25 protein-coding genes are annotated in these 25,627 nt (G+C 59.9%); 10 read left to right on the top strand and 15 right to left on the bottom strand.

Features of this window, described 5'->3' with window-relative positions; translation table 11 throughout:
* Positions 1 to 73: 73 nt before the first annotated feature.
* From ACSQ26_RS13080 to ACSQ26_RS13065, 4 genes are all read right to left on the bottom strand, one after another.
* Positions 74 to 1,321, bottom strand: a complete 1,248-nt coding sequence (locus tag ACSQ26_RS13080) for a L,D-transpeptidase family protein (protein ID WP_436009398.1) — start codon at positions 1,319 to 1,321, stop codon at positions 74 to 76.
* A gap of 416 nt (positions 1,322 to 1,737) precedes the next feature.
* The gene (locus ACSQ26_RS13075) at positions 1,738 to 3,030 is read right to left on the bottom strand and encodes a DNA polymerase IV (protein WP_436009396.1); all 1,293 of its coding nucleotides are present in this window, start codon (positions 3,028 to 3,030) and stop codon (positions 1,738 to 1,740) included.
* Positions 3,031 to 3,121: 91 nt separating this feature from the next.
* Positions 3,122 to 3,778 (bottom strand): hypothetical protein, encoded by a 657-nt coding sequence (locus tag ACSQ26_RS13070; protein ID WP_436009394.1) that lies wholly within the window; start codon positions 3,776 to 3,778, stop codon positions 3,122 to 3,124.
* A complete protein-coding gene (locus ACSQ26_RS13065; protein WP_436009392.1) occupies positions 3,769 to 4,080 on the bottom strand; it encodes a DUF3572 domain-containing protein in 312 nt (103 codons plus the stop codon). The genes ACSQ26_RS13070 and ACSQ26_RS13065 overlap by 10 nt, the downstream gene beginning before the upstream one ends.
* A gap of 120 nt (positions 4,081 to 4,200) precedes the next feature.
* On the opposite strand from ACSQ26_RS13065, the gene ACSQ26_RS13060 reads away from it, so the two are divergent.
* Together ACSQ26_RS13060 and ACSQ26_RS13055 are read left to right on the top strand one after the other, a co-directional pair.
* On the top strand, positions 4,201 to 4,572 hold the full coding sequence (locus tag ACSQ26_RS13060) for a response regulator (RefSeq protein ID WP_258161598.1): 372 nt from the start codon (positions 4,201 to 4,203) through the stop codon (positions 4,570 to 4,572).
* Between the two features lie 33 nt (positions 4,573 to 4,605).
* Positions 4,606 to 5,976 (top strand): PleD family two-component system response regulator, encoded by a 1,371-nt coding sequence (locus ACSQ26_RS13055; protein ID WP_436009390.1) that lies wholly within the window; start codon positions 4,606 to 4,608, stop codon positions 5,974 to 5,976.
* A gap of 647 nt (positions 5,977 to 6,623) precedes the next feature.
* Here ACSQ26_RS13055 and uvrC read toward each other — a convergent pair.
* Together uvrC and ACSQ26_RS13045 are read right to left on the bottom strand one after the other, a co-directional pair.
* Positions 6,624 to 8,672, bottom strand: coding sequence for an excinuclease ABC subunit UvrC (gene uvrC, locus ACSQ26_RS13050; RefSeq protein WP_436009388.1), 2,049 nt, complete (start codon positions 8,670 to 8,672; stop codon positions 6,624 to 6,626).
* Complete coding sequence (locus ACSQ26_RS13045) at positions 8,669 to 9,436, bottom strand: SDR family oxidoreductase (RefSeq protein WP_436009386.1); 768 nt, start codon at positions 9,434 to 9,436, stop codon at positions 8,669 to 8,671. Before ACSQ26_RS13045 ends, uvrC begins: the two co-directional genes overlap by 4 nt.
* 363 nt (positions 9,437 to 9,799) lie before the next feature.
* Between ACSQ26_RS13045 and ACSQ26_RS13040 the strand changes: the two genes are divergently transcribed.
* Positions 9,800 to 10,438, top strand: coding sequence for an outer membrane protein (locus tag ACSQ26_RS13040; RefSeq protein WP_436009384.1), 639 nt, complete (start codon positions 9,800 to 9,802; stop codon positions 10,436 to 10,438).
* Between the two features lie 54 nt (positions 10,439 to 10,492).
* On the opposite strand, the gene ACSQ26_RS13035 is transcribed toward ACSQ26_RS13040, so the two are convergent.
* The 3 genes from ACSQ26_RS13035 to ACSQ26_RS13025 are packed head-to-tail and all read right to left on the bottom strand — an operon-like array spanning position 10,493 to position 12,209.
* On the bottom strand, positions 10,493 to 11,095 hold the full coding sequence (locus tag ACSQ26_RS13035; protein ID WP_436009382.1) for a glutathione S-transferase: 603 nt from the start codon (positions 11,093 to 11,095) through the stop codon (positions 10,493 to 10,495).
* Between the two features lie 8 nt (positions 11,096 to 11,103).
* Positions 11,104 to 11,742, bottom strand: a complete 639-nt coding sequence (locus tag ACSQ26_RS13030) for a ribonuclease T2 family protein (protein WP_436009380.1) — start codon at positions 11,740 to 11,742, stop codon at positions 11,104 to 11,106.
* Positions 11,739 to 12,209, bottom strand: coding sequence for a hypothetical protein (locus tag ACSQ26_RS13025; RefSeq protein ID WP_436009378.1), 471 nt, complete (start codon positions 12,207 to 12,209; stop codon positions 11,739 to 11,741). The genes ACSQ26_RS13030 and ACSQ26_RS13025 overlap by 4 nt, the downstream gene beginning before the upstream one ends.
* Positions 12,210 to 12,333: 124 nt before the next feature.
* Here ACSQ26_RS13025 and ACSQ26_RS13020 point away from each other — a divergent pair, with 124 nt between their 5' ends.
* Entirely contained in the window at positions 12,334 to 13,140 is an 807-nt protein-coding gene (locus ACSQ26_RS13020) for a phosphodiesterase (protein ID WP_436009376.1), read from the top strand.
* A gap of 156 nt (positions 13,141 to 13,296) precedes the next feature.
* Complete coding sequence (locus ACSQ26_RS13015) at positions 13,297 to 14,625, top strand: pilus assembly protein TadG-related protein (RefSeq protein WP_436009374.1); 1,329 nt, start codon at positions 13,297 to 13,299, stop codon at positions 14,623 to 14,625.
* 107 nt (positions 14,626 to 14,732) lie between these two features.
* On the opposite strand, the gene ACSQ26_RS13010 is transcribed toward ACSQ26_RS13015, so the two are convergent.
* The 3 genes from ACSQ26_RS13010 to ACSQ26_RS13000 all read right to left on the bottom strand — a co-directional run bounded on the left by ACSQ26_RS13010 (position 14,733) and on the right by ACSQ26_RS13000 (position 17,166).
* Complete coding sequence (locus ACSQ26_RS13010; RefSeq protein WP_436009372.1) at positions 14,733 to 15,548, bottom strand: DUF2182 domain-containing protein; 816 nt, start codon at positions 15,546 to 15,548, stop codon at positions 14,733 to 14,735.
* A gap of 9 nt (positions 15,549 to 15,557) precedes the next feature.
* Positions 15,558 to 16,199: a DUF1326 domain-containing protein gene (locus tag ACSQ26_RS13005; protein ID WP_436009370.1), complete on the bottom strand. Its 642-nt coding sequence runs from the start codon at positions 16,197 to 16,199 to the stop codon at positions 15,558 to 15,560.
* A 121-nt stretch (positions 16,200 to 16,320) separates the two neighbouring features.
* Positions 16,321 to 17,166, bottom strand: a complete 846-nt coding sequence (locus ACSQ26_RS13000; RefSeq protein WP_436009368.1) for a 23S rRNA (adenine(2030)-N(6))-methyltransferase RlmJ — start codon at positions 17,164 to 17,166, stop codon at positions 16,321 to 16,323.
* 84 nt (positions 17,167 to 17,250) lie between these two features.
* On the opposite strand from ACSQ26_RS13000, the gene ACSQ26_RS12995 reads away from it, so the two are divergent.
* Together ACSQ26_RS12995 and ACSQ26_RS12990 are read left to right on the top strand one after the other, a co-directional pair.
* Positions 17,251 to 19,365: a molybdopterin oxidoreductase family protein gene (locus ACSQ26_RS12995; RefSeq protein ID WP_436009366.1), complete on the top strand. Its 2,115-nt coding sequence runs from the start codon at positions 17,251 to 17,253 to the stop codon at positions 19,363 to 19,365.
* Positions 19,366 to 19,373: 8 nt separating this feature from the next.
* Positions 19,374 to 19,961, top strand: a complete 588-nt coding sequence (locus ACSQ26_RS12990) for an NUDIX domain-containing protein (protein WP_436009364.1) — start codon at positions 19,374 to 19,376, stop codon at positions 19,959 to 19,961.
* A gap of 81 nt (positions 19,962 to 20,042) precedes the next feature.
* Here the strand turns inward: ACSQ26_RS12990 and ACSQ26_RS12985 are convergent, their stop codons facing one another.
* The 3 genes from ACSQ26_RS12985 to ACSQ26_RS12975 all read right to left on the bottom strand — a co-directional run bounded on the left by ACSQ26_RS12985 (position 20,043) and on the right by ACSQ26_RS12975 (position 21,305).
* Positions 20,043 to 20,441, bottom strand: a complete 399-nt coding sequence (locus tag ACSQ26_RS12985) for a YchJ family protein (RefSeq protein ID WP_436009362.1) — start codon at positions 20,439 to 20,441, stop codon at positions 20,043 to 20,045.
* 230 nt (positions 20,442 to 20,671) lie between these two features.
* Positions 20,672 to 20,959, bottom strand: a complete 288-nt coding sequence (locus ACSQ26_RS12980; RefSeq protein WP_258162785.1) for a hypothetical protein — start codon at positions 20,957 to 20,959, stop codon at positions 20,672 to 20,674.
* 136 nt (positions 20,960 to 21,095) lie between these two features.
* A complete protein-coding gene (locus tag ACSQ26_RS12975) occupies positions 21,096 to 21,305 on the bottom strand; it encodes a cold-shock protein (protein ID WP_436009360.1) in 210 nt (69 codons plus the stop codon).
* 406 nt (positions 21,306 to 21,711) lie between these two features.
* On the opposite strand from ACSQ26_RS12975, the gene ACSQ26_RS12970 reads away from it, so the two are divergent.
* The 3 genes from ACSQ26_RS12970 to purN all read left to right on the top strand — a co-directional run bounded on the left by ACSQ26_RS12970 (position 21,712) and on the right by purN (position 25,626).
* Complete coding sequence (locus tag ACSQ26_RS12970) at positions 21,712 to 22,866, top strand: PIN domain-containing protein (RefSeq protein WP_436009358.1); 1,155 nt, start codon at positions 21,712 to 21,714, stop codon at positions 22,864 to 22,866.
* A 1,069-nt stretch (positions 22,867 to 23,935) separates the two neighbouring features.
* Entirely contained in the window at positions 23,936 to 25,009 is a 1,074-nt protein-coding gene (purM, locus tag ACSQ26_RS12965) for a phosphoribosylformylglycinamidine cyclo-ligase (RefSeq protein ID WP_436009356.1), read from the top strand.
* Positions 25,006 to 25,626 carry a phosphoribosylglycinamide formyltransferase gene (gene purN / locus ACSQ26_RS12960; protein WP_436009354.1) on the top strand — a complete coding sequence of 207 codons (621 nt, stop codon included), beginning with the start codon at positions 25,006 to 25,008 and terminating at the stop codon, positions 25,624 to 25,626. Before purM ends, purN begins: the two co-directional genes overlap by 4 nt.
* Position 25,627 lies beyond the last annotated feature (1 nt).

The raw sequence follows: 25,627 nt of genomic DNA, 5'->3' as shown, positions 1-25,627 counted from the left end.
GAAGGCGTGGCGCAATTGGCAACGGCCGCGAAATGCGGCCGCTGTACTAAGATCGCTAGCGAATGTCGGAGGCTCAGCCTTCCGTCTTCGGCGCAGCCTTCGTGATCGTGATGAAATCGGTGCCCTGACCGGTTTCGCTTTCGGTGCCGATGTCGGTGATCGTCAGCGACGAGCCGTTGCCGAGCATGGTCTCGATCTTGGCGCGAAGCTCTGAGGGAACCGTGACTCGCTTGAGGGCCGTCTCGGCAGCATCCGGCGCCAGCGCGTCGGCCGGAACCGTGATGCCCAGGCGCTTGGCAGCCTTGTCGCCGATATAGTTGTCGAGCGTCGTCGCATACCATTCGGCCGAGTTCTGCGCCGGGTTAACGCGGATCGCGGTGTAGAAATGCGTGCCGAGCGCGACTTCCGGCTGGTCGAGATCGACGGCTGCGTCGAAGATCGGCTTGAAGTTGCGGCGGACCGACAGCCAGCCGGTGAGCGGCTTCCTGTTCATGACCTTGTGGATCGACAGCATGAACGCCTGGTCCATCACACCGGTCGGCTTCTGGCCGTGCAGTTCCTGATAGGCCTTCACGGCATCGCGGGTCTTCTTGCCGATGCCGCCATCGTGTGGGCCGTCATAATAGCCCAGACGTGTGAGCAAGGCCTGGGCGTCGGCGAATTTCTGGCGTTCGCTGACCCGGGTGATCAGGATCTTGAGCGGTGGCTCGGCCTTCGGCATCGCGGCCACGGCGAGCGCGCCGTTCTTCGGCAGGTTGTCGTTCGATGCCACCTCGACCTCAGTGTCGCCGGTCACCGTGGGGCGAAGTTCGGCGTCGCTCAGAAGCTCGGCTGCCGGCTGCGCGAAGCGCGGCATGAAGAGGTCGGCGGTGGTGATCCGCTGCGGCGCGATCTCGCGATCGGAAATGATTACGTGGAAGCCGCGCTTGGTCATCGGAAACAGCATCTTGGCAAATTCGCGCGGCATGCGCACGCAGCCATGCGAAGCCGGGTAATCCGGCACATACTTGCCTTCGTGCAGCGCCACGCCCGACCAGGTGATGCGCTGCATCCACGGCATCGGCGCATCGTCATAGAGGTTGGAATGGTGCATCTTCTTCTTCTCGATGATTGAGAAGATGCCGGATGGCGTGGTGTGGCCACGCTTGCCGGTTGAGACGTTGGTCGAGGTGACGACCTGGTCGCCATCGTAGACGACAAGCGTCTGCGTGTCCTTCGACACGAAAATCTGCAGTGGTGCGGTATCCTCGGCGGCAAGCACCGCCGTCCCGAAAACGGTCGAGGCGGTCAGGGCGAGCGAAAATGCAAGACGGGTAAGCATGTGTGTGTCCCCACGCAATACTGGTTGCCGAAAAGGTTAGAAGCCTTCATTTAAAGAATCTTTGCAGCGCCGTAAGTTACCGTGGGAACAGGGCTATGCCTGGCTTTACGGTTAATTGATCGTAAAGCCCCGGATACCGCAGGCTGAAATCAAAATCGGTTCATCCACCAGATGATACCAAATGTGCCTGCGCTGGCAACTATTACGAGAGCTGCAAAGTGAAAGCTCGATATGCGGTCAAGCCAGGGCTCGCGCGGCAAATCCTCCGCCAGAACCTTCATTCGTTCTGGATCGCTATGTTTCAGCCGTCGGAAGTGTAAGATTCGAGGCATAACCCCTTGTAGCAGGGTGCTGTTAACAATCATTAAGCGATTGGTGATTTCGGAGCCATCTTCGGTTGCCGTGGCGATTGGCCCTCACGCGTGCCCGCGCTTCCCCTTACCGAACGTATAGCCGGTCTCGATACTCTTGTTGCCGAACTTGTCGCGCAGCGTGTCCATCGCGGCTTCCGCCTTGGCGCGGCGGCCGGCATCGCGGTCGATCAGGTCGGGCGGGTCGGCGGTGGCGGAATCGGCGAGATCGCAGACGCCGATGCCGAGCAGGCGGTATTTGGTCCCGTCGAGTTCGCGCTCCAGCAGCGATTGTCCCTCGCGGAAAATCCGGTCGGCGAGCTGGGTATGGGCTTCGAGCTTCCGATTGCGCGTGCAGGTCTTGAAATCCTGGGTTTTCAGCTTCAGTACCACGGTCTGGCCGGCAATCGCCGCCTTCTTGAGTCGCCGCGACACCTGTTCGGCGAGCGCCCGCAGCACCGGCACCAGATCCTCGGGCTTTGAATAGTCCTCGAAAAACGTCGTCTCGGCGGAAACCGTCTTGGCCTCGTCGTTGAGGTGAACCTTGCGCTCGTCCTGCCCGCGCGAGAGATTGAACAGCCGCTTGCCCATCACGCCGTAGCGGCGCATCAACACGTCCTCGTCCATCTCCTGCAATTGCCCGATCATGGTGATCCCGTCGCTGGCGAGTGTCGCGGCAAACGCCTTGCCGACGCCCCAGATCAGCGTCACCGGCCGCTCTTTCAGGAAACCGTAGGCCTCCTCTTCGCCGATCACCGAAAAGCCGCGCGGCTTGTTCATATCAGACGCCACCTTGGCGAGGAACTTGCAGTAGGACAGACCGACCGAAACCGTGATGCCGATCTCCTGCTCGACGCGCCGGGCGAATTTCGCCAGCGTCCGCGCCGGCGGATCGTGATGCAGGCGCTGGGTGCCGGCGAGGTCGAGAAAGGCCTCGTCGATCGACAGCGGCTGCACCAGCGGTGTCAGATCCTGCATCATCCGGCGCACCTCGCGGCCGACGCGGGCATATTTCTCCATGTCGGGCTTGATCACGATCGCCTGCGGACAGGCCTCGAGCGCTTTGAACATCGGCATGGCGCTCCTGACGCCATGGATGCGCGCGACATAGCAGGCGGTCGAGACCACGCCGCGCTTTCCCCCGCCGATGATCACCGGCTTGTCGGCAAGTTCGGGATTGTCGCGTTTCTCCACCGAGGCGTAGAAGGCATCGCAATCTACATGGGCGATCGTCAGCCGGTCGAGCTCCGGATGCACCATCAGCCGCGGCGACCCGCACGCACGGCAGCGCCGTCCAGCGCCGGAAACCGGCGCCAGGCAGTCGCGGCAGAAGCCGGGATTATGGTCTGGATTGCTCATGCGACGCCGGAACAGAGGTTGAACGGCCGACATTACGATGGCGGCGCGCGGCGCTCAAGCGGGATTCGGAGAGCCTTCATGACACGGCGTCTCAGTTGTGATCCCCGAGACCCAACCGCTTCCGTATCACCCGCTCCGCATCCGCCCAATCCTCGGCCACGACGATATGCTCTTCCGCCTTCGGCAGCATCTTGCGGAACACCGCGTTGACCATCAAATGGATGAGCAGGCAATCCGGCGCACTGTCACGTACCGAACCATGGTTGCGCAGGATATCATCGATGAACACGGCCGGAATACTGCGCCCGCCGATCAGGCTCGCCACGACCGGCCCCTTCGGTTCCTCGGTCGCGATCATCGGATAGGTCAGCCCATGCATATCCAGCACCGTGCGCCGGACATCCTGATGCCGTGGCGGCATGGCTGTCAGGAAGACGATGTCGGCATCCACATCGAGGCGCTTCAGCACATCCACGACCTCGGGGGCAGGGGTCTGCCACTTATCCTGGCTGGCAAAGAATGCCTCCTGCATCTCCGCGACCCGGTCATCGCTGGCCGCGATGCCGCCCACTATGCTGCGGATATTGCCATGCAGCCGGAAACTGTCCGGATGCAGCCGGTGCTCGACCGAATTCAGGTAGCGGTCGAACGGATCGAGGAATTCCAGCACCACCTCGTCGACGTCGCAGACCACCAGCGGCCGTGAAGATCCGGCGAGCGCCTTGATGATATCGCCGCTCACATCCACGCGTCGTCTCCCGGCCCGCTGAGTTTATGGTGGCAGGCGGCAACGAATTCCGCCTTCACAGCGTTCTGCTCGCAGAAGGTCATCAACGTCGGCTCGTGGTTCATCAGGAAGCCCGTCAGGCCGGCGAAGAAGCCTGGTTCCCGCGCCGCCTGCCGGATCGATCCGGCCTCGATGCCGGAAAGCGCCAGGAAGCGGCCCATCATGTCGGGGTCCTGGGTCAGCCAGCCGAGAACCTTGATCGCCAGTTCCTCGGCCTGTTCGCCGCTCGGCGTCATGCCCTTCATCGGGATTTTGTCGCGCATATTTCTTCTTTATAAACCTAATGACCGTAAGGTGGAGCTTGGAACATTTAAGAATCCGAATGACAATACCTATATAGAGTTCGGAAACAGCTTGTAAAATCAGGATTAGAGAACGGCGCCATGCCAAAACAGGTTATGATTGTCGAAGACAATGAGCTCAACATGAAGCTCTTTCGTGACCTGATCGAGGCGTCCGGTTACCGGACGATTCAGACCCGGAACGGGATGGAAGCGCTCGATCTGGCACGCAAGCATCGTCCCGATCTCATCCTCATGGATATCCAGCTGCCCGAAGTTTCGGGCCTGGAAGTCACCAAATGGCTGAAGGAGGATGACGACCTGCATGTCATCCCGGTCATCGCGGTGACGGCGTTCGCCATGAAGGGAGACGAGGAGCGCATCCGCCAGGGCGGCTGCGAGGCCTATGTTTCCAAGCCCATCTCGGTTCCGAAGTTCCTGCAGACCATCAAGACCTATCTTGGCGACGCTTAGGTCCCGACCTAGCTGGAAATCACGGATTGTTGTATGACCGCGCGTATTCTAGTCGTTGACGATATTCCAGCCAATGTGAAGCTTCTGGAAGCCAGGCTTCTGGCCGAGTATTTCGACGTGCTCACCGCTGAGAACGGCTACGAATGCCTCGATATCTGCAGCAAGGTCTCCGTCGATGTGATCCTGCTCGATATCATGATGCCCGGCATGGATGGTTTCGAGGTCTGCGAGAAGCTGAAGTCCAATCCGAAGACCGCACACATCCCGGTCGTCATGGTCACCGCGCTCGACCAGCCCGCCGATCGCGTGCGCGGCTTACGGGCAGGGGCCGACGATTTCCTCACCAAGCCCGTCAACGACATGCAGCTCATGGCGCGCGTGAAAAGCCTCGTGCGGCTCAAGATGCTGTCGGACGAACTCAAGCTGCGTGCCGAAACCGCCCGTTCGATCGGGCTGGAAGATCACCTTGCTCGCGCCGCACAGGCAGAGGAAGTCGCCAGCATCCTGCTCGTCGATGGCCGCGCCAATTCGCAGGAGCGCATCGCGCGTGCGCTGAGGCCGATTGCCGACATCACCGCCATGAACGATCCGCAGGCCGCGATCTTTGAGGCTGCCGAGGGTCACTTCGACCTCATCATCGTCAATTCCAACTTCGACGATTACGACGCGCTGCGTCTCTGCTCGCAGCTCCGCTCGCTCGAGCGCTCCCGTTTCATCCCGGTCCTTCTGGTGGTCGATCAGGGCGGCGAGAGCATGGTGGTCCGCGCGCTCGAACTCGGCGTCAACGATTACATCCTCCGTCCGGTCGATCCCAACGAACTGCTGGTGCGCTGCCTGACCCAGCTCAAGCGCAAGCGCTACAACGACCGCCTGCGCGACAGCGTGCAGCAGACGATCGAGCTCGCCGTGACCGACGGGCTGACCGGCCTCAACAACCGCCGCTATCTCGACAAGCACTTGAAGCTGCTCTTCGATCGTGCGATCGCACGCGGCCGGCCGCTTTCGATCTGCATCACCGATATCGATCGCTTCAAATCGGTCAACGACACCTACGGCCACGATGCCGGCGACGAGGTGTTGAAGGAATTCGCCGCCCGCATCCGTTCCACGGTGCGCGGCGCCGATCTCGCCTGCCGCTTCGGCGGCGAGGAATTCGTGGTCATCATGCCCGACACATTGCCGGATACGGCTGCGGCAATCGCCGAGCGCCTGCGGCATGTCGTGGAATCGCAACCCTTCCAACTCCGCCAGAATGGCACGGCGCTGACAATTACCGCGTCGCTGGGTTTTTCCTCGACCATCGGTGGCGCCGAATCAGCGGAACAATTGCTCAAGCAGGCCGATCGTGCGCTCTACGAAGCAAAGCATGGCGGCCGCAATCGGGTTGTGGCGGCGGCTGCTTAGAATCTGCGGATTGTATTTTCCTGGTTCGCACGGTTATCCACAGACAATCCTGGCGGATTTTGTTATTACATAGGCATCGCGGGTGCTTTCGTTCTTGTATGAGCTTAGCGAGAATTACGCCCCATCGTCGAATCTCTATTAAAAGTAGTGCCCGTTAACTGGGTGCAATATCCCCAAGTTGATAAAAGTCAATTCTAGGACAGAATACCCGTCTCTTAGTCGGCTCTTCCACAGCATAGCTTGCTGCTTTCAGTTGCGTATTGTGGAATCACGGGGAGTATTTAATACTGGCGCATAGCGCGAGTATTTGGCAATACGACCAAAGTGTTTGTATGCCGCTGTACGGGGCAGGAGCCTGCCCGGACGTTAACCATTTGTACAATTTTACAGCGGGTTGGTTAATAACCCGTTGATTTCCTCGCCATTTCGGGGCATGTTCAACCTGCATGGGAGTGGTAGCTAACTGCTCACAGATTCGGATACCCCATGATGCTCAGGTCCGCCGCATCTCCTGGGTCGTGGGGCCGGTCGGTCAGCTAGTAATATCTGCGGAGTCCTCGTTCTGCTTTTACTGTTGACCGACCCCCATTGAACGCCATCGCCTGAACGGGCGATGGCGTTTTCAATTTGGGCGAGTCTCTCGTGTGTTATTTGTCCGGCAGCTTGTCATGGAAATGCGCGTAGACCTGCTTGGCCACGGCTTCCGAAATTCCCGGCACCGACAGAAGATCCGTAATTCCCGCGCGCGACACCGCCTTTGCCGTGCCGAAATGCTGCAGCAATGCGCGCTTGCGGCCGGGGCCGATGCCGGCGACCTCGTCGAGCGGGTTCTTCACCAGTTCCTTCTTGCGCCGCGCCCTGTGCGAGCCGATCGCGAAGCGATGCGCCTCGTCGCGCATGCGCTGGATGAAATAGAGCACGGGGTCGCGCGGCGGCAGGGAGAAGCTCTGCTTGCCTGATTGAAAGAAGCGCTCGCGGCCGGCCTCGCGGTCCTGCCCCTTGGCGACGCCGATCGCGATCACGCTGTCGGTGATGCCGAGTTCTTCGAGGATCGCCCGAACCGCCGTCATCTGGCCCTGGCCGCCGTCGATCAGGATCACATCCGGCCAGGCGGGGAAGGGCGCCTCTTCCGCCGCCTGCGAGCGGTCCGGAATGCCTTCCTCCTTGATCAGCCGCGAAAAGCGCCGGGTCATGACTTCGCGCATCATGCCGAAGTCGTCACCGGGCGTCAGTTCCTCGGATTTGATGTTGAACTTCCGGTACTGGCTCTTGACGAAACCTTCCGGCCCAGCGACCACCATACCGCCCACGGCATTGGTGCCCATGATATGCGAGTTGTCGTAGATTTCGATCCGGCGCGGCGGGTAGGGCAGTCCGAATGTCTCGACCATGCCATTGAGCAGCCGTGCCTGCGAACTCGTCTCGGCGAGCTGCCGCCCATGTGCCTCACGCGCATTGTTGAGCGCATGCTCCACCACTTCGCGCTTCTCGCCCCGCTGCGGCGTGTTGATGTGGACACGGAAGCCCGAGCGCTCCGTCAGAGCATCCGAGAGCAATTGTTGCTCTTCGATGGCCTCCGACAGCAGAATATGCCGTGGACAGGGCTTGTCATCATAGAATTGTGCCAAGAACGCGTTCAACACTTCAGCGCCGCTCAGCGCCGGATCGGCTTTAGGGAAGTATGCACGGTTGCCCCAGTTCTGGCCTGTCCGGTAGAAGAACACCTGGATGCAGCTGAGCCCGCCATCGTGATAAATGGCGAAGACATCCGCTTCCTCGATCGAGGCGAGGTTGATGCCCTGGTGGCTCTGCACATGCGACAGCGCCGCCAGCCGGTCGCGATAGACTGCCGCGCGCTCGAAATCGAGATCCTCGGCCGCCTCGTTCATGCCCTTGGCAATCGTCGCCTTGACCAACTGGCTGCGGCCCGAGAGAAAGTCGCGCGCCTCGGTCACCAGTTCCGCATAATCCTCGTCGCTGACCTCGCGCGTGCAGGGCCCGGCACAGCGCTTGATCTGGTAGAGCAGACAGGGCCGCGTGCGGCTTTCGAACACCGAGTCCGTGCAGGTGCGCAGCAGGAAGGCGCGCTGCAGCGAATTAATCGTCCGCCCCACCGCAATCGCCGAGGCGAAGGGTCCGAAATAATCGCCCTTCCTGACGCGTGCGCCGCGATGCTTCATGATCGCCGGCGCCCGGTGTCCACCCGAGATCAGGATATAGGGAAAGCTCTTGTCGTCGCGCAGCAGCACGTTGAAGCGTGGCCGGAGCCGCTTGATCAGGTTCGCCTCGAGCAGCAGCGCCTCGGTTTCCGTCCTTGTGATGACGAATTCCATATTGGCGGTCAGCCGCACCATCTGGCCGATGCGGTTTGAATGCACGCGGCCGGCGGCATAATTGCCGACGCGCTTCTTCAGCGACCGCGCCTTGCCGACATAGAGCACTTCATTTTCCGCATTCAGCATGCGGTAGACGCCGGGACTGTTGGGCAATTGCTTGACGAATTCGCCGATCAATTCCATGCCGGTCAGGCTGGTCTCGAGACGCGGCGTCTCGTTCCAGGCGATCGTCGCGCCGGTCGCATCCGTCAGCGGCACATCCGCAGTGACCGCGGGTGCTTCCACGACCTCGTCGTCGTCTTCCTCGATCGCGTTCTCATCATAGAGAATGCCGCCATCATCAGGCGTTCGTCCGTTCATTCCACGACCTCCGCCACGTCGGGCGTCTGCCAGGCCAGGTGCTGGCCGCCATCGAGCGCGATCATCTGGCCGGTGAGCGACGGTGTATCATGCAGGTATCGGATCGTCCGGCCGAACTCGTCGAGATCGGCACCCTTTTTCATGATCAGGCCCGCCGTCTGCTTTTCGAAATCGGCCTGCGTCTGGCGCGCGGCCGGCAGCGTGGGACCGGGACCGATCGCGTTGACGCGGATGCGTGGGGCCAGCGCCTGTGCCGCCGTCTTGGTCGCCATATAGAGTGCCGCCTTCGAAAGCGTATAGGAATAGAATCGCGGGGTGGGGGACCAGACCCGCTGGTCGATGATGTTGACCACAAGCCCGCTGACGGATTCCGGCAGTTGCCGCGCGAAATCTCGGGTCAGGATCGATGGCGCCTTCACATGGATCTCGAAATGCTCGTCGAACAGCGCTTCGTCGAAATGCTCGACGCTGTCCTGACGGAAAATCGAGGCATTGTTGACCAGCACGCCGAGCGGTCCGAGCTGTGCGACCGCCTCCGCGATGATGGATTGGCGCTCTTTTCCGTCGGTCAGGTCGCCGGAAACCACCGCCGCGCGGCCGCCCGCCGCCACAATCTCGTCGCGCAGCGCCGCCGCCCGGTCGAGAGACTGCGACGCGTGGATAGCAACGGCATAATCATGGGCCGCGAGTTCCCTGACAATCGCCGCGCCGATACGCTGGGCGCCGCCGGTGACAAGCACTGTCTTCAGTTGCCGGGATGTCAAATCAGGACCTTCAGAATCACGTTTGGATATTCGTTAATAGATATAGTGCGGCTCAGGCTGGTACAAACCCAAACGCAGAGGATTTTTTAACCGTAATATTCGATGTAATATTTCATCCAATTTTCGGTTTATATTAAAAGATTGATTGCCTGAAGATATGTATAGTTAATGAATAGTTGATTATTGGATTGTTGCATTGATAAAATAACACAACATCGCCATGATTTATTCATGCTTTGGTAACTTCATTTCCCCATTTAGGAAGCATCAATTCTTTCAGTCCGGGAGCGGATTGGTGTTCAGAACTGGTGCTGGAAATCGCGGAATCCGCCGGTCCGGCACGGGAAATCAAGGAGTAGTAACATGCGTAACCTCATCAAGACCCTCACGGCTTCGGTCATCCTCGTTTCCGCTGCTGCCGGCTTCGCCCGCGCGGCCGATGCCGTCGACGAGATTCCTTCAGCACCTGAAGCCGTCGAAACCGTCACCGACGGCAACTGGGAAGGCGCTTATGTCGGCGGCAAGCTCACCCACCAGTGGGGCAAGGTCAAGGACACCAAGGATTACGACGCCAATGGCTTCGGCGGCGGCGTCTATACCGGCTACAACAAGCAGGACGGCCAGATCGTCTACGGTGTCGAAGCCGACGTGAACTATTCGGGCATCGACAAGGGCTACAAAGGCGTCGAAACCGAGCAGGGCGTCAACGGCTCGCTGCGCGCCCGCGTCGGCTACGATCTCTCGCCGGCTCTGGTCTATGCGACCGGCGGTCTGGCCGCCACCAATCTGGAAAGCAAGGACGCAACCTCGAGCGACAGCAAGAACTTGATCGGCGTGACCATCGGCGCCGGCGTGGAAACCAAGATCACCGAGTCGATCACGGCGCGTACCGAATACCGCTTCACCAACTACCAGAGCCAGACCTTCGATCTCGACTCCGGCGCCACCGAGCGCGGCCTGAAGGATCACCAGGTCAATATCGGCCTCGGCGTGAAATTCTGATCAAAACCCAATCGTCGGGGGACGAGGGGCCGGGTGAAAACCCGGCCCCGATTTTTATTTAGGCGCCTGTGGCACCATGTCCGCATGGGCGGGAAAGAACTTCTCGAATTTCTTCGTCCAGTTCCTGAGCTTCGGTCGGCCCTTTTCCCATTGGCCGGGAAAGCGCAAGCCCAGATAGCCGATCAGCGCCGCGAGCGCGAAGTGGCCGCCATGCAGGTTCTTGTTGGTCTTCGGCAGGTTGGCCTCGATATGGTCGAGCCCGCGCGTCACCTTCGTCCACTGCCTGTCGATCCACGGCTGGTGGACGAGCTCAGTCGGCCGCATCCGCCGCTCGTAGACGATTGCCAGCAGGCAGTCGGTGATGCCGTCGCACAGCGCTTCGAACACTTCCGCATCGGTTCGCTTTTCGGGATTGCGCGGGTAAAGCCCGTTCTTCGTCATGCGGTTGAAATATTGCATGATCGCCCTGGAATCGTAGACCGAGGGCGCATCCTCGCGGATCAGCACCGGGATCTTGCCGAGCGGGTTGTTGCCGGTCAGCATTTCGGGCGCCTCTTCGGTGCTGGTCGTGACGCTCTCGACATCGAGGCCGAGATATTTCGCTGCCATTCGCGCTTTGGCGGAATAGGGCGAGGTGGGCGAGTAAAGCAGTTTCATTTTTATCCTCAGGGCAGGGCGGGAAGGTTGACGATGCGGGCGCGGCAGGCATTCCTGTCGACCTCGGCGCAATCTCGGAAGGCGAGCGATTTGGTCATGCAAACGCGGATTTCAGTGAGTTGCCCGCCTTGGCAGGAAACGGCGACACCCTTGTGCGTCAGGCCCGGATTGGCCTTCGTCATCAGGGTCTCGATCTCGTCGATAGCAAGCCTGCGCGGAAGTCGTCCGTCGAACACGACAGGCGGCACACGCACTTTCTGATAGGCAGCCCTCAACGTCTGGAAATAAGTCCGCTGGTTCAGCCCCGAACAGCTCCCATGCTTGCGCCATTCATGGCCCGCAAGCCCGGCCGAAGGGATGATATCGAACATCGTCTCCGTGAGCGACGGCGGCACGCGCTCCGGTTCGCGGCTGGAACAGTATTCCGGCCAGCCGCGCTCGTTCTGCGGCCACAGCCCATGCACGATGAACGTATAGGGCCGGCGACCCCTGCACTGGGCGGTCGAGCCGTCGCGGTCGTTGGCCGCACACCAACTGGGCGACCACGAGAGCGACAAGACATAGAAATCGAAGTCATCCGCAAACGCCCGGCTACCGCCTGAGAGCAGCGCCAGAAGCAGGAAAACTCGGGCAGCAATACGCTTCATCCGTCGTTTCCGGTTTCCCAGCCGATCGTATTGCGGATCGTCGAGCAATCCTTGCCGTAAATGTGCCACGGATCGAGCCCCGCGATGCAGAATTCAAGTCCCGAAAGCGGCGGCATGCCGGCAAGGCCCCACGGCTTTTCCAGGAGATACCACATGTCGCGTATCGTGCCGTCGTTCATCCGCGCGTTGGCATGGCACCATTTGCGGGCGACGGTATGGGTCTCGTCGCGCTTGCTGTCGAGCCGCTCGCGCGGATGGATGACCTCGACGAGAAAAATCCTGGTCTTGGTCACGCCGCGGAACCTGTGATCCACCTTCTGCTTCAGCGTCTCGATGACCCACGGCGTCGTGCAATAGTCGGTCGGATCCGGCAGGCGGAGTTCACCGGCCGCTGCGTTGCCGGCTGGCACCAGCGCGGTCAGCGTCAGCGCGAGGGAAAGCGCGGTGCGAGCGAGAAACATCGTCATGACTCCGATAGACAAGTGCCGCACCTTGATCCGGATGCGAATGCCGGGTCAAGTGCAAACCTGTCACACTTGCCGGTCTATAAATCGGCCCCGCTGCGATTACGTCTATTGAGGCCAGAAGTCCATGAAGCTCGTCCATATCTCCGACATCCATATCAATCCCGAGCCGATCCTCGGCATCGATCCGGTGGCCAATTTCAAGGCCTGCATCGATCACGTCGCCGAATTCCAGCCCGATGCCGACCGCGTGGTGATCACCGGCGACCTCACTCACCACGGCCGGCGCGAAAGCTACGAACTGCTGCGCGGGATGCTCGATCAAAGCGCATTGAAGAACGACCTCGCGCCGCGCCTGCTGATCGGCAATCACGACGACCGCGACACGTTCCGCGCCGTCTTCCCGGAAGCCGCGGCCGACCACAACGGCCATGTGCAATGGTATGAGGATGTCGCCGCCGGCCGCTTCGTCTATCTCGACACATCAGAAAAGGGCACCGACGCCGGCCACTATGGTGAGGAGCGCCGCGCATGGCTCGCCCATGTGCTGGATCTTGCGCGCGAGGATGGTGTGCCAGCCTGGATCTTCATGCACCACAATCCGGCCGCCGTGCATGTCGCCAATGCCGACCAGATCGGCCTTGTCGACGAAGCTGCCTTCCAGGCGCTGGTCTCGGATTATCGCGACGTCGTGCGCCACATCTTCTTCGGCCATTGCCACTATACGCTGAGCGGCATGATCGATGGCATTCCATTCTCGGCGCCGCGTTCGACCTGCCACACATGCTGGCCGGATTTCTCCGGCATCGCCAACCGCATGGGCTATGGCGACCTCGTGCCCAACTACAATGTCTGCATGCTCAACGAGCGTTCGACCGTGATTCACTCGGTCGATTTTCTCGATCAGCACAAGGTGAAGTGGCGGATGGATTGAATAAATCGGCGTAATTGTAATACGCTAGCAAAAGTATGACGATTTAAGCATTGATTAAATATGGGACTAAAAATCGCCCCATGCAGGAGACTTCTTAACCTTGAGATAGCCCAGCCGTATTAGAACCGGAGCCTACTGCTGAGCGGGGGCTTCAACATGCATTTTACACAAGATCACATCAGAGCAATCGGACGCGATAAATCCGGAAACTTCGCGATGACCCTAGCGCTATTGATGGCGCCCCTTGTGCTCGCGATGGGAACTGCCATCGATTATGGCTATGCGATGAGTGTCAGAACCGAAATGCAGAGCGCGGCCGATATCGCGGCCGTTCAGGCATTGTCGGAGCAGTCCGCGGGCGTCATTGCAGCTTTGACCCAGAGCCTGAGCGGCAAACTCGAACTCGCGGAAACGGATGCTGGGCACCTCTTCGAAGCCAACCTCCAGGAAAAGTCCAAGGATTATCTTGACTCCAAAGAGATCAACATCGTGCGGACGGGCAATACATTCGTTTCCACGGTAGGCTTCCAGGCGACGGTCCCGACCAGCTTTCTCGGCATGTTCGGAGTAAGAAAGATCGATGTCTCCGGCGTTGCGAAGGCCACTTACGTTCCCGCGAAATATATCGACTTCCACCTGATGCTCGACAATTCGCCGTCCATGGGACTGGGCGCCACCACGGCGGATATCGCCAATCTGATTAACGCCACCAAGAATAATGCGGCAGACGCAAGTTGCGCATTCGCCTGTCATGTTGATGATGGCAAGAACAATGACTATTACAGCCTTGCCAAGAAAATCGGGGTGACCACGCGGATCGAAATGGTCATCAAAGCGTCTCAGACGATGTTGGAAACAGCCGTAAAAACCCGCCGATATTCGGATCAGTATCGCATGGCGCTCTACTCTCTTGGCAAAAAGGCGAAGGATGCCGGTCTCACAAAGGTTGCTGATCTTTCTGATGAACTGGACAAGCTCGAGGACGAAGCAGGCAAGATCGAACTTATGAGCATTCCGAGCCATAAAGAGCCAAACATGCAAACGGATCTGGTCGGCAGCCTGACGGAGCTTGAGAAAATAATAGGCAAGGCGGGTACGGGCCAAAATTCGGCCGATCGTCAAAAGGTTCTTTTCCTCGTCAGCGACGGTCTTGAAGACACCAAGCGTCCGACTACGTGCCTAAAAAAGGTAATGACGGGCGGGACCAATGAAGGGCGTTGCCAAGCGCCAATGAATGAAAGCATCTGTCAAACTATTCGCGACAACGGCGTGACGATCGCCGTCCTCTACACCACCTATCAGCCGATCGATAACAACGGCCACTATAACAAGTGGATCAAACCGTTCCGCGCGGAAATACCGACCCGTATGAAGAACTGTGCTTCGGAAGGCCTATTTTTCGAGGTCAGCCCGTCCCAAGGTATCGAAGAAGCGATGAACGCTCTCTTTCTCAAGGTCGTCAACATGCCACGGCTGACGCAATAACCTGCGTCAGTCCCTCTGACCCAATAGCATCGCGTGAGGCCAAAGCGATCCCGCGCCCGCCGCTCCTTGAGGAACGGCAGCAGGATGGCGGATGGAGCCATGCGAAGTCAGACGATGCCGAGAGGTCTCGCGAGCATCGCCAGTCCGGCGACAAGCAGCACGGCCGCCATCACCTGTGCCATGCGCTTTCCGCCGGGTGCCAGCTTCTCAAGCGCGACATAGAGCGCGATGCCGACGATCCACCAGAGGTTCATGGCGCCGCCAACGAAGAGCAGCGACATCAGGGCCCAGCAGCACCCCAGGCAGTAGAGGCCATGAATGAGCCCCATGCGGAACGCCGCGGCGCGCCCTGTTCGCCGATGACGTGTGAGCGCCTCCACGGGTCCGCGACAATGATCGAGGCAGGCGGCTTTCACGGGAGACAATTGATAGAGGCCGGCACCGATCAGGACCGCTGCGGCGAGATAGGGGGTGGCAAGGTTCATGTACATTGCCGATACCAATCCGCTGGCCGACAAAAGGCCTTGCGCCACGGTCGCCACCAGGCTGAACGCTGCCCATACGACGAGGTAACCGGAGAGGAACTCGAGCGGCCCCCAGGCGCCGCGGTCTCGATTGAGCGCTCCGTAAAGCAGGATGGTCGGAGCGGCACTGGGAACCATCATGGCGACCATCATCAGCCACCACATGAAGAAAATGACGACCGCGTAGCCCGGCGTCCAAACCATCGGCATTATCATATCAGGCATGTCGCCGATCAGTGCCCCGGCAGGCCCGGTATCCAGCGACATATCGAATGACGACATGCCGGTTCCCGCCCCCGACAGGATGAAGCAGGCCGAGGCCGTGACGCCCAGAAGTATCGCCCCGATGACGATCACGCGATCGCGGGTCAGGATGCGTTCGACGATCGACTGGTCCACGGTCCGTCCTCAGGCAGCGTGTTCGATCACACCTTGGCCATTCATGTACACCCGGCAGATATGCGAGTGCGTACTCTTGTTCTTTTCAAGCGAGATAGCACCAAAGGTCCGTGTCGTGCCGCTGGCCACTTCGGCAACGCGATATTCGAATCCGTGCGGCAGGTTGATGCGAGCGCGATGCTCCTGGCCGGTCACGGGGTTGCGCATCGGTTCGACGTCCATCTCGAACACATCTGGCACACGAACATATCCCGTGCGTGATTCCATATCGATGCGCATGTCGATCGGCTTGGTCAGCGTTTCCAGCTTGTTCGGTGCCATTTTGCTGAAGACCCAGAACATGGTTGCCATGTCCTCGGTCTCGCCTCCGGTGACGATCGTTTCGATGGCGTCGCGCTGTGCCGGTGTCGCCGCCGAATCCACCACCAATTGTATCGTGCCGTTGCCGAGATGGATCGGACCCGGCCAATAGGCCGTCAGCGCGATCTTCACGCCATCCAGCCGGACATCGCCGAAATGGCCCGACTTGACGACGAAGCCGACGGCAGCTTCGCAATTGTCATGGGTCGGCAGCGAATTGAATTGGCAAGGACATCCGGGATCGCAATTGCAGTTCGCGATTTCCAGTGCGTCGATCTCCCAAGGTGTCATGGAAACCTCCCCCAAACCGGTCTTGGATGTGCCTAATGTAGATACCACTAAACCGGAATACGGGATACTTTTATTTGGCCGGCCACCGCACAATACTTCCGATTGTGGTGCGACGCGCCGCTCACTCGCCCCGGACCCACCAGCAGCGCGAGAGGCCGAAGCGATCCTGCGCCAGCCGCTCCTTGAGAAACGGCAGGAGAATGTCGAGTTCGTCCTTCAGCGTATAGGGCGGATTGACGACGATAAGACCCGAGCCGGTCAGGCCTTCCTCGCGATGACCCTTCACGGTCAGCTCGGCGCCCAGCATTTTCGGAATCTCGAGTTCAAAAAGCGCCTCGTGGAATTCGCGGATCGGCGCGGTATTCTTCAGCGGATACCACAGGCAGTAGACCCCGCCGGGAAACTTCCGCCATGCCTTGGCGAAATTATCGACCAGGCGCTTGTATTCGTTCGGCTCCTCGAAGGGCGGATCGACCAGGATCAATCCGCGCTTCTCCTTCGGCGGCAGGTGCGCGTTGAGCGCCAGCCAGCCATCGAGATGGGTGACGCGGGTCTGGAAGTCGCCTTCGAAATTTGCATGCAGCGTCTCGTAGTCCTCGGGATGCAGCTCCATCAGCGAGAGCCGGTCTTCCTTCCTCAGCAACATGCGCGAGAGCTTGGGCGAGCCGGGATAGAGCATGACATTGGTCGTCGCGTTGAGCGCCTTGACCGCATCGAGATAGGGCGCTAACAGCGGCGCGACTTGTCTGGGCAGGTCGGCACCCATCAGCCGGCCGATGCCGCCGAGCCATTCGCCGGTCTTCTGGGCTTCCTCAGCCGAGAGATCATAAAGCCCGATGCCCGCATGGGTGTCGATCACCCGGAACGGCTTGTCCTTGAGCTTGAGATACTCGATCAGCCGCGCGAGCACTGCGTGCTTCAGCACATCGGCAAAATTCCCGGCATGATAGATGTGGCGGTAATTCATGACTTTCCGTGAAGCTCTTATGATTTTTCGCAATTGCGAGATGATGCGCTTTTCGGCGCCGCCCGCATCGAATATAGAAATGCCATGAATATTGCGACCCGCGACATAGAAAAAGTCACCATCGGTCACACGGCCTGTCCGCATGACTGTCCCTCGACCTGCGCGCTCGATGTCGAGATCGGCGCCGATGGCCGCATTGGGCGGGTGAGGGGCTCGGTCTCCAACAGCTATACCGCCGGCGTGATCTGCGCCAAGGTCGCGCGCTATGCCGAACGGCTCTATCATCCCGACCGGCTGATGCACCCGATACGCCACACTGGCGCCAAGGGTGCCGGCGGCTGGCAGCAGATCAAGTGGGAAGACGCGCTCGACGAGATCGCCGAAGCCTTCGTCAAGGCCGAAGCCCGGCACGGCTCGGAGACGGTCTGGCCCTATTATTACGCCGGCACGATGGGCTGGGTGCAGCGCGATTCCATCGACCGGCTGCGCCACGCCAAGCGCTATTCCGGCTTCTTCGATTCGATCTGCACCAACCAGGCCTGGACCGGCGTCGTCATGGGCACCGGCGCGCTGCGTGGTCCCGACCCGCGCGAAATGGCGAAATCCGACTGCGTCGTGATCTGGGGCACAAATGCCGTCTCGACCCAGGTCAATGTGATGACGCATGCGATCCGCGCCCGCAAGGAACGCGGCGCCAGGATCGTCGTCGTCGATATCTACGACAATCCGACGATGAAACAGGCCGACATGAAGCTGATCCTCAAGCCGGGATCGGACGCCGCGCTTGCCTGCGCCGTCATGCATGTCGCCTTCCGCGACGGTCATGCCGACCGGGACTATCTCGCGAAATACTCCGACGATCCCGCTGGCCTCGAAGCACATCTCCGGACCCGGACCCCGGAGTGGGCGGCCGGCATCACCGGCCTTTCGATCGAGGAAATCGAGACTTTCGCACGCCTCGTTGGCACCACGAAGAAGACCTATTTCCGCCTCGGCTACGGCTTCACCCGTTCGCGCAATGGCGCGGTATCGATGCATGCGGCGCTGTCGGTGCCTGTTGTGCTCGGCTCGTTCCGGCATGAGGGCGGTGGCGGCTTCCATTCCAATTCCGGCATCTTCGGCCTGGACAACCGGCTGCTCACCGGCGCGGCATTTGCCGATCCCGCCATCCGGCACCTGGCACAGACCGAGCTCGGCCGCATCCTCACCGGAGACAAGGCCTCGCTGCAGGGCGGCCCGCCGGTCACCGCCATGCTGATCCAGAACACCAATCCGATGAATGTCATGCCCGAGCAGCGGCTGGTGCGGCAGGGTTTTGCCCGCGACGATCTCTTCGTTGCCGTGCACGAGCAGTTCATGACCGAGACGGCCGATATCGCCGACATCGTGCTGCCCGCCACCATGTTCGTCGAGCATGACGATATCTACCGCGCCGGCGGCCAGAGCCACATTCTATTAGGCCCCAAGCTCGTCGAGCCGCCCGAGGATGTGCGCACCAATCTCTTCGTCATCGAGGAGCTTGCAAAGCGCCTCGGCGTCTCCGACATGCCCGGCTTCGGCCTGACCGAGCGCCAGCATATCGACGCGATCCTTTCGCCAGCCGATCTGCCGAGCTATGAAGAACTCGCCGCCGACAAATGGTTCGACCGCCAGCCCGATTTCGAGACCGCGCATTACCTCAATGGCTTCGCCCAGCCCGATGGCAAGTTCCGCTTCAAGCCGGACTGGAAGGGCCAGCGCGGCCCGACGCGCCCGCCCGAAAGCATGGGCCTGATGGGGCCAGTCGATACCCTGCCAACTTTCCCGGATTACTGGACCTCGATCGAGGAGACCGATGCTGCCCATCCCTATCGCCTCGCCACACCGCCGGCGCGCAATTATCTCAATTCCACCTTCGCCGAGACGAAAACCTCGCGCGAAAAGGAAGGCCGTCCGGAACTGATGATCTCGCCCGCCGATGCGGCACGCGAAGGCATCGCCACCGGCGACATCGTCACCATCGGAAACGACAGGGCCTCGATCCGCATCCACGCCAGGGTCACCGACTTGACCAAGCCCGGCGTGGTGTTGGCCGAAGGGCTGTGGCCCAACAAGGCCCATCTCGACGGCGAGGGCATCAACGTACTAACGAGCGCCGAGGCCGCCGCCCCCTATGGCGGCGTCGGCCTGCACGACAATCACGTATGGCTCAGGAAGTAGAGCAATCCATGGATATGAAGATAGAGCCGAAGATCAGGATCCTGGCGCGCGAGACGCTGTCGAAGCGCTTCGTCAATCTGGAGAAGGTGACCGTCGAGCACGCCACGCTCGCCGGTGGACGCCAGACGGTCGAACGCGAGATCCACGACCACGGCAATGCCGCGACGATCCTGCTTTACGATCCCTCGAAGAAAACCGTCGTGCTGGTGCGCCAGTTGCGCGTGCCTGTTTTCCTCAACGGCGGCGAAGGCTTCATGATCGAGGCGCCCGCCGGGCTCAACGACGGCGACCACCCAGCCGACGCGATCGCCCGCGAGGCGATGGAGGAGACCGGCTATCTGGTCGAGAGTGCCGAATTCCTGTTCGATGCCTATATGTCGCCGGGAACGCTCACCGAACGCGTCAGCTTCTTTGCCGCCGAGATCGACATGTCGAAGAAGGTCGCCGAGGGCGGCGGACTGGCCGGCGAAGGCGAGGACATCGAAGTCCTCGAAATCCCCCTCGACAAGGCCATCGCCATGCTCGCCACCGGCGAAATCTGCGACGGCAAGACGATCATGCTGCTGCAATGGGCTAAGATGAAGTATCTGGCGTAAGCTATTGCAGGACGTCTGATTTCAGGGCAGCCAGTTGTTCGGATCGTAGATCCTGATCCTGTTGTTCCGGTTGCTTTTCGATTAAGCCCCGTGGCACTTCTTGAATTTCTTGCCTGAGCCACAAGGACACGGATCATTCCGCCCGACGCGCGCCATCGCGGCCGCAACCGGTTCGGCATCAACCTCGCCGCTCACGTATCGCCATTCTCCACCGATCCGGCGGAACGCCAAGCGCTCGCCCTGCACATGCAGTCGGCCATTCTCGCGAAAGCGCGCCGTGAAGGTCACGCTGCCCCGGTCGTCGCCCGCTTGCCCGGCTTCGGTCGCGGTGATCTCCAACCCCAGCCATTCGGTTTGGGGTAACGACAGTGCCAGCTCGGCGCGATTGAATTTCAGCGCCGCCTCGCCGGCAGAAGTCTTCTGGAGATAATCGAGGTCGCCGATCGTGAAGGCCGAATAGCGCGAGCGCATCAAGGCCACAGCCGTCGGCGCAGGCCGGCCGGCGATGAGGGGACCGCAGCAGAAGTCGGAGGCCTTGTTCGACCCGCAGGGACATGGACCCATATTGCAAACCCTACCGCCGATCATGCCAATCCGGCCGTGGATACGGCGGCGGTTTGGTGATCGCGCGGATAGCCCACAGCGTCAATATCGGGGGACAAATGCAAGTCAGTGGCAGACAGCCGCCTCTCTTGAAGCGGCCATTGCAATCACTTGTTCTGCATCAGCCAGATCTTGCCCGCCATGGTGATCGCATGGGGATCTTCATTGGCGTTGTCGGCGATATTGCATCTGGCCACGAGGCCATTTTCCCGGAGTTCCTCCAGGATCGTCGTCGTGACGAACTTGATCTTCTGCGGCCGTTCCTTGAACCGGTCGCTCTTCAGGTAGGTCACCTCGGCGTTGAGGTGGGTCCATTTCTTGGGCTGCTGCGGATGGAGATTGCCATCTTTCGCCAGCTTGAGCCCTCTTATCTGTGTCGGTGTCAGCATCAGCATCGTCGTAGCCACGTGTTACCCTTGTGTTTCATCATCATGTCAGAACAAAAAAGGCCAGGCAAGATGCCTGACCCGGTCGGTAGCCTGCGTTCGCAATGCCAGTACATCCGTGGTCAGCGGAACGCAGAAACCGGTTTTAGGCGGCCTTGAGATTGCAGGCCGACATCTTGCCCGACTTGTTGTCGCGCTCCATGTCGTAGCCGATCTTCTGGCCTTCGACGATTTCGCGCATTCCGGCGCGTTCGACGGCCGAGATGTGGACGAACGCGTCAGCGCCGCCGTCGTCAGGCTGAATGAAGCCGAAGCCCTTGGTGGCATTGAACCATTTAACTGTGCCAGTGGTCATGTTTGAACCCTTTCATAGCATATTGAACGACCGCCGTGCCGAGCACTGCGGATGGTGATAGCGATTTTTGAAAGGAAGGTTCGTTCAGGGCGCGGTGCTAATGCGCGGTAACCAAAGCTCAGCAAGCAAAATATCGATAAACTGTAAATAGTCACATATATAGGCAATGTCAACTTTTAGTTTAGAATGGCTGCTATGCAAAGATTTCCATTCGGATTGCGAATGCGCGATTTCTCGAGGGATGCTGCCGTTTCCTCAGGAGAATGTCGCCTTTCACAGAAGAACCCGACGAACCGAAGATAGCGGCCAATGAGACGCCTTCCACAGGGCTCATGAGAAACCAAAGCTGGCCTGAAGCGATCAACCTGTGGTACGAATCCTTAATATACCGCACGCGAGATCGGCAATGCCACTACATGATGCAGAACGGATCAAACTTCTAATCCGCGACGGGTCCATATCGGCTGTGACTGTCGATACTGCAATTTTCGACCAATATGGCTGCAAATTGAATCACCCTGTCCTTGCTCGCCTAGATCAAGTTAAGAAAGGTGGCGTCCGCCTTGTCCTTTCAAATGTTGTCCTTAACGAGGTCACAAAGCATATTGCGGAGGGCGCCGCAGATACAGCGAGAACGCTTCGGAGCGCACTGAAGCAGCATGAGCGCAGATGGCAGTTGGGCAAGAATCTCGACGACGCAATTGAAGAATTTCAACTCGCAGTCGACCCCGTAGTCTTAGCAAGCGAGCAAATCATCGCTTACGTCGAGGCGGTTGGCGCAGAGTTAATTCCAGGAGAAGGGAATGGCGATCTGGCGGCCGAAGTGCTGAGACGCTACTTCATAGCCGATCCACCTTTTGAAAAATCCGAGAAGAAGAAGCACGAATTTCCAGACGCGTTTGCTCTGCTTAGCCTTGAACAATCTGCGAAGGAAAGGCAGACGACATTCCTGTGTGTGAGCCCCGATAGGGGTTGGGCGGCCTTCGCCGAAAAGTCCGACCATTTGGTCGTCTTCCCTAAACTCGATGTCGTATTGTCATGGTTCAATGATCCTGGACGGCACGTAGCAGATAGGGTCATTGGAATTTGGAAAAATCGTCAGCCAGCCAACCTGACTCAGGAAATTAGTGCTGCCTTTGAAAATTTTCTTGACGGTTTAAGGTTTGACGTCCGGGGGCATGGACCTCTGGATTATGAGGCAGAACCCATCGGCGCTGTTCTACAATATATAGATTTGGACCAGATCGGACAGCCGTCAGTTCTTTTGGAGGACGAGGACGAGGTCGATTTCGTAGTTAGCGTTGTTGCCGTCGTCGGCTTCGAAGCGCAGTTCGATTTCTACGTTTACGACTCATCCGACGACGAGAATGTGAACGTCGGCACGGAAATTCAGTATGCGGAAGATGCTTTGCTATTCGAGGTTAATCTAGTTGTCTCTAGGAAAGTAGACGGGGAGCAACTTGAGGTTTTGTTTGCCTCCATTTCTTCCCCTCGAATCATCGTTGATTTCGGATACGTTGATCCATTTAAGGACGAAGATCCAACCCACGAGAAATACTAAGCGACGTTGCGTTTGGCCTGCTATTTAGCAGGCAGATCGCAATCGGCAATTTTGGCTAAGCAAGCCATCCTTTACGCCCAAACTTCTTGAGGCAAGCATCTGGTCGGCTGCCGCCTGCATGCGACCGTTCGGTGTGCATCAGATGATAGCATCATGCTAACTTGATCTGAAATCGCCAACATCACGTCGACTACAAGGCGGCATTTTGTGAGTTTTTCCTAATTAAATCAATTCATTATCTCGATACAGGTTTATATTCCTATTTTCTCTTCCCAACCATCCAATCCTGTGGCACAATCCCTTCCGTTCTGCCCTCGGCTACCCCGCATGGCGATGCGGGCGAGGCAGGACCGGTGCCTGCTGCGGGAAGACGACGTAAAGTCCCGCATCGGGCGTCCGCGAGAAGGGACCTCCCCCGGGTGCCGCCTGCAAAGGCCAAGTACCCGTGGCGTGCGTTGTACCGCACACAAGCCCATCCCCCTGGAAATTTCAGGTCCGGGAACTGGATGGGCGCAGACGGTCGAGTTCGCGGATGAAAATACACCGAACGGGGCACGGATACGTGTCTTAACCGGCTGCCGCGAGGCGGCCTATTACCCTGGCACGGAGACGTGCCCCGGCCGATCCTATTTGCCCGGAGCGAAGGGATTGGGGACGTGCATGGTCAAACCACGGAGCGGAAAGGCTCGCGTGAATGCGGAGGTGTGTTGGAGAGGGAAGATAGAGATGAAATCGCAAACGTCGGAGCAAGCTCGCCCCCCTCTGCCCTGCCGGGCATCTCCCCCACAGGTGGGGAGAATGGCAGGTGGCGCTTACCCTGCCTCAATTGACCGTTCGTTGCTCAGCACTCGACATTCGATTTCGGGCGAGGTTGGCGCCTCTAGCCATTCTCCCTCCTTGTGGGGGAGATGCCCGGCAGGGCAGAGGGGGGTGATGGCCGGACGAGACGTCAGCGACGGCAATCCACCCCTTCTCCTGAGGAAATCCCGCACTTCCCGCATCTGCCCACTGGCAATCCCGCATTCTATTCGCTATTCGCTACCCGCAACACACCGTCCCGGAGCTAGACATGACCGACGCCAAGAAAAACGGCCTGACCTACAGCGATGCGGGCGTCGATATCGATGCCGGCAACCTGATGGTCGAGAAGATCAAGCCGCTGGTGCGCTCCACGAAGAGGCCGGGCGCCGATACCGAGATCGGCGGCTTCGGCGGCCTGTTCGATCTGAAGGCCGCGGGCTTTGTCGATCCGATCCTGGTGGCCGCCAACGACGGCGTCGGCACCAAGCTCAAGGTCGCGATCGATGCGGGCAAGCATGACACGGTCGGCATCGACCTCGTCGCCATGTGCGTCAACGACCTCGTCGTACAGGCGGCCGAGCCGCTGCTCTTCCTCGACTATTTCGCCACCGGCAAGCTCGATCCCGACCAGGGTGCCGCGATCGTGGCAGGCATCGCCGAAGGCTGCCGCCAGGCCGGCTGCGCGCTCATCGGCGGCGAGACCGCCGAAATGCCGGGCATGTACCGCGATGGCGACTACGATCTCGCGGGCTTTGCCGTGGGTGCCGCGGAGCGTGGGACATTGCTGCCGGCCGGCGACATTGCCGAGGGCGACGTGATCCTCGGCCTCGCCTCCTCGGGCGTGCACTCCAACGGCTATTCGCTGGTCCGCAAGATCGTCGAGCTCTCCGGCCTCGGCTGGGATGCCACCGCACCTTTCGACGCCGGCAAGACGCTCGGCGAAGCGCTGCTGGAACCGACGAAGATCTATGTGAAGCCGCTGCTCAAGACGATCCGCGAGACCGGTGCGATCAAGGCGCTGGCCCATATCACCGGCGGCGGCTTTCCGGAAAACATTCCGCGCGTGCTGCCGAAGGCGCTCGCGGCCGAAGTCGATCTCGCTGCGATCCCGGTCAAACCGGTGTTCCGCTGGCTGGCATCGACGGGCGGCGTCGCGGAGAAGGAAATGCTGCGCACCTTCAATTGCGGCATCGGCATGATCGCCGTCGTTCCCGCCGACAAGGCTGCCGAAGTCGCCGCCGTGCTGACTGCGGAAGGTGAAACCGTCGTCACGCTTGGCCGGATGATCGCCCGCGCCGAAGGGGCCGCCGGCGTCAGCTACAAGGGTACGCTCGCCCTATGACGTCTCCCCGCAAGCGCGCCGCGATCATGATCTCGGGCGGCGGCTCCAACATGGCCGCGCTGATCGCAGCATCGCGCGAGCCAGGCTATCCCGTGGAATTCGTCGGCGTGGTTTCCGATCACGCGAATGCTGGCGGGCTAGTGAAGGCCGAGGCTGCTGATGTACCGGCAATCGCCTTCGAGCGTAAGGATTTCCCCTCCAAGGCCGCGCATGAAGCTGCGATCCTCGCGCATCTCGCAAGTCTCGACCTCGATCTAATCTGCCTCGCCGGCTACATGCGGCTGCTCTCGCCGGATTTCATCAACGCCTGGCGAAACCGGATCATCAACATTCACCCGTCGCTCCTGCCGCTCTATCCCGGTCTCCACACCCACCAGCGGGCGATCGATGCCGGCGCCAAACTCGCGGGATGCAGCGTGCATTTCGTCACCGAAGGCGTCGATGAAGGCCCTGTTGTCGCGCAGGCTGCCGTGCCGGTCCTCACTGGAGACACCGCCGAAACGCTCGCGGCCCGCATCCTGAAGGTCGAGCACAAGCTCTATGCGCTGGCGCTCCGCAAGGTCGCGGACGGCACGACAACGACCGACGAAATGGCGCAGGTCATCTCGCTCGGGTGAG

The organism is Rhizobium sp. LjRoot254, from assembly GCF_964254105.1.
Lineage (GTDB): Bacteria > Pseudomonadota > Alphaproteobacteria > Rhizobiales > Rhizobiaceae > Rhizobium_E.
Note: the sequence above shows the minus strand (reverse complement) of the source record. Positions and strands in the feature narration are given on the sequence as shown.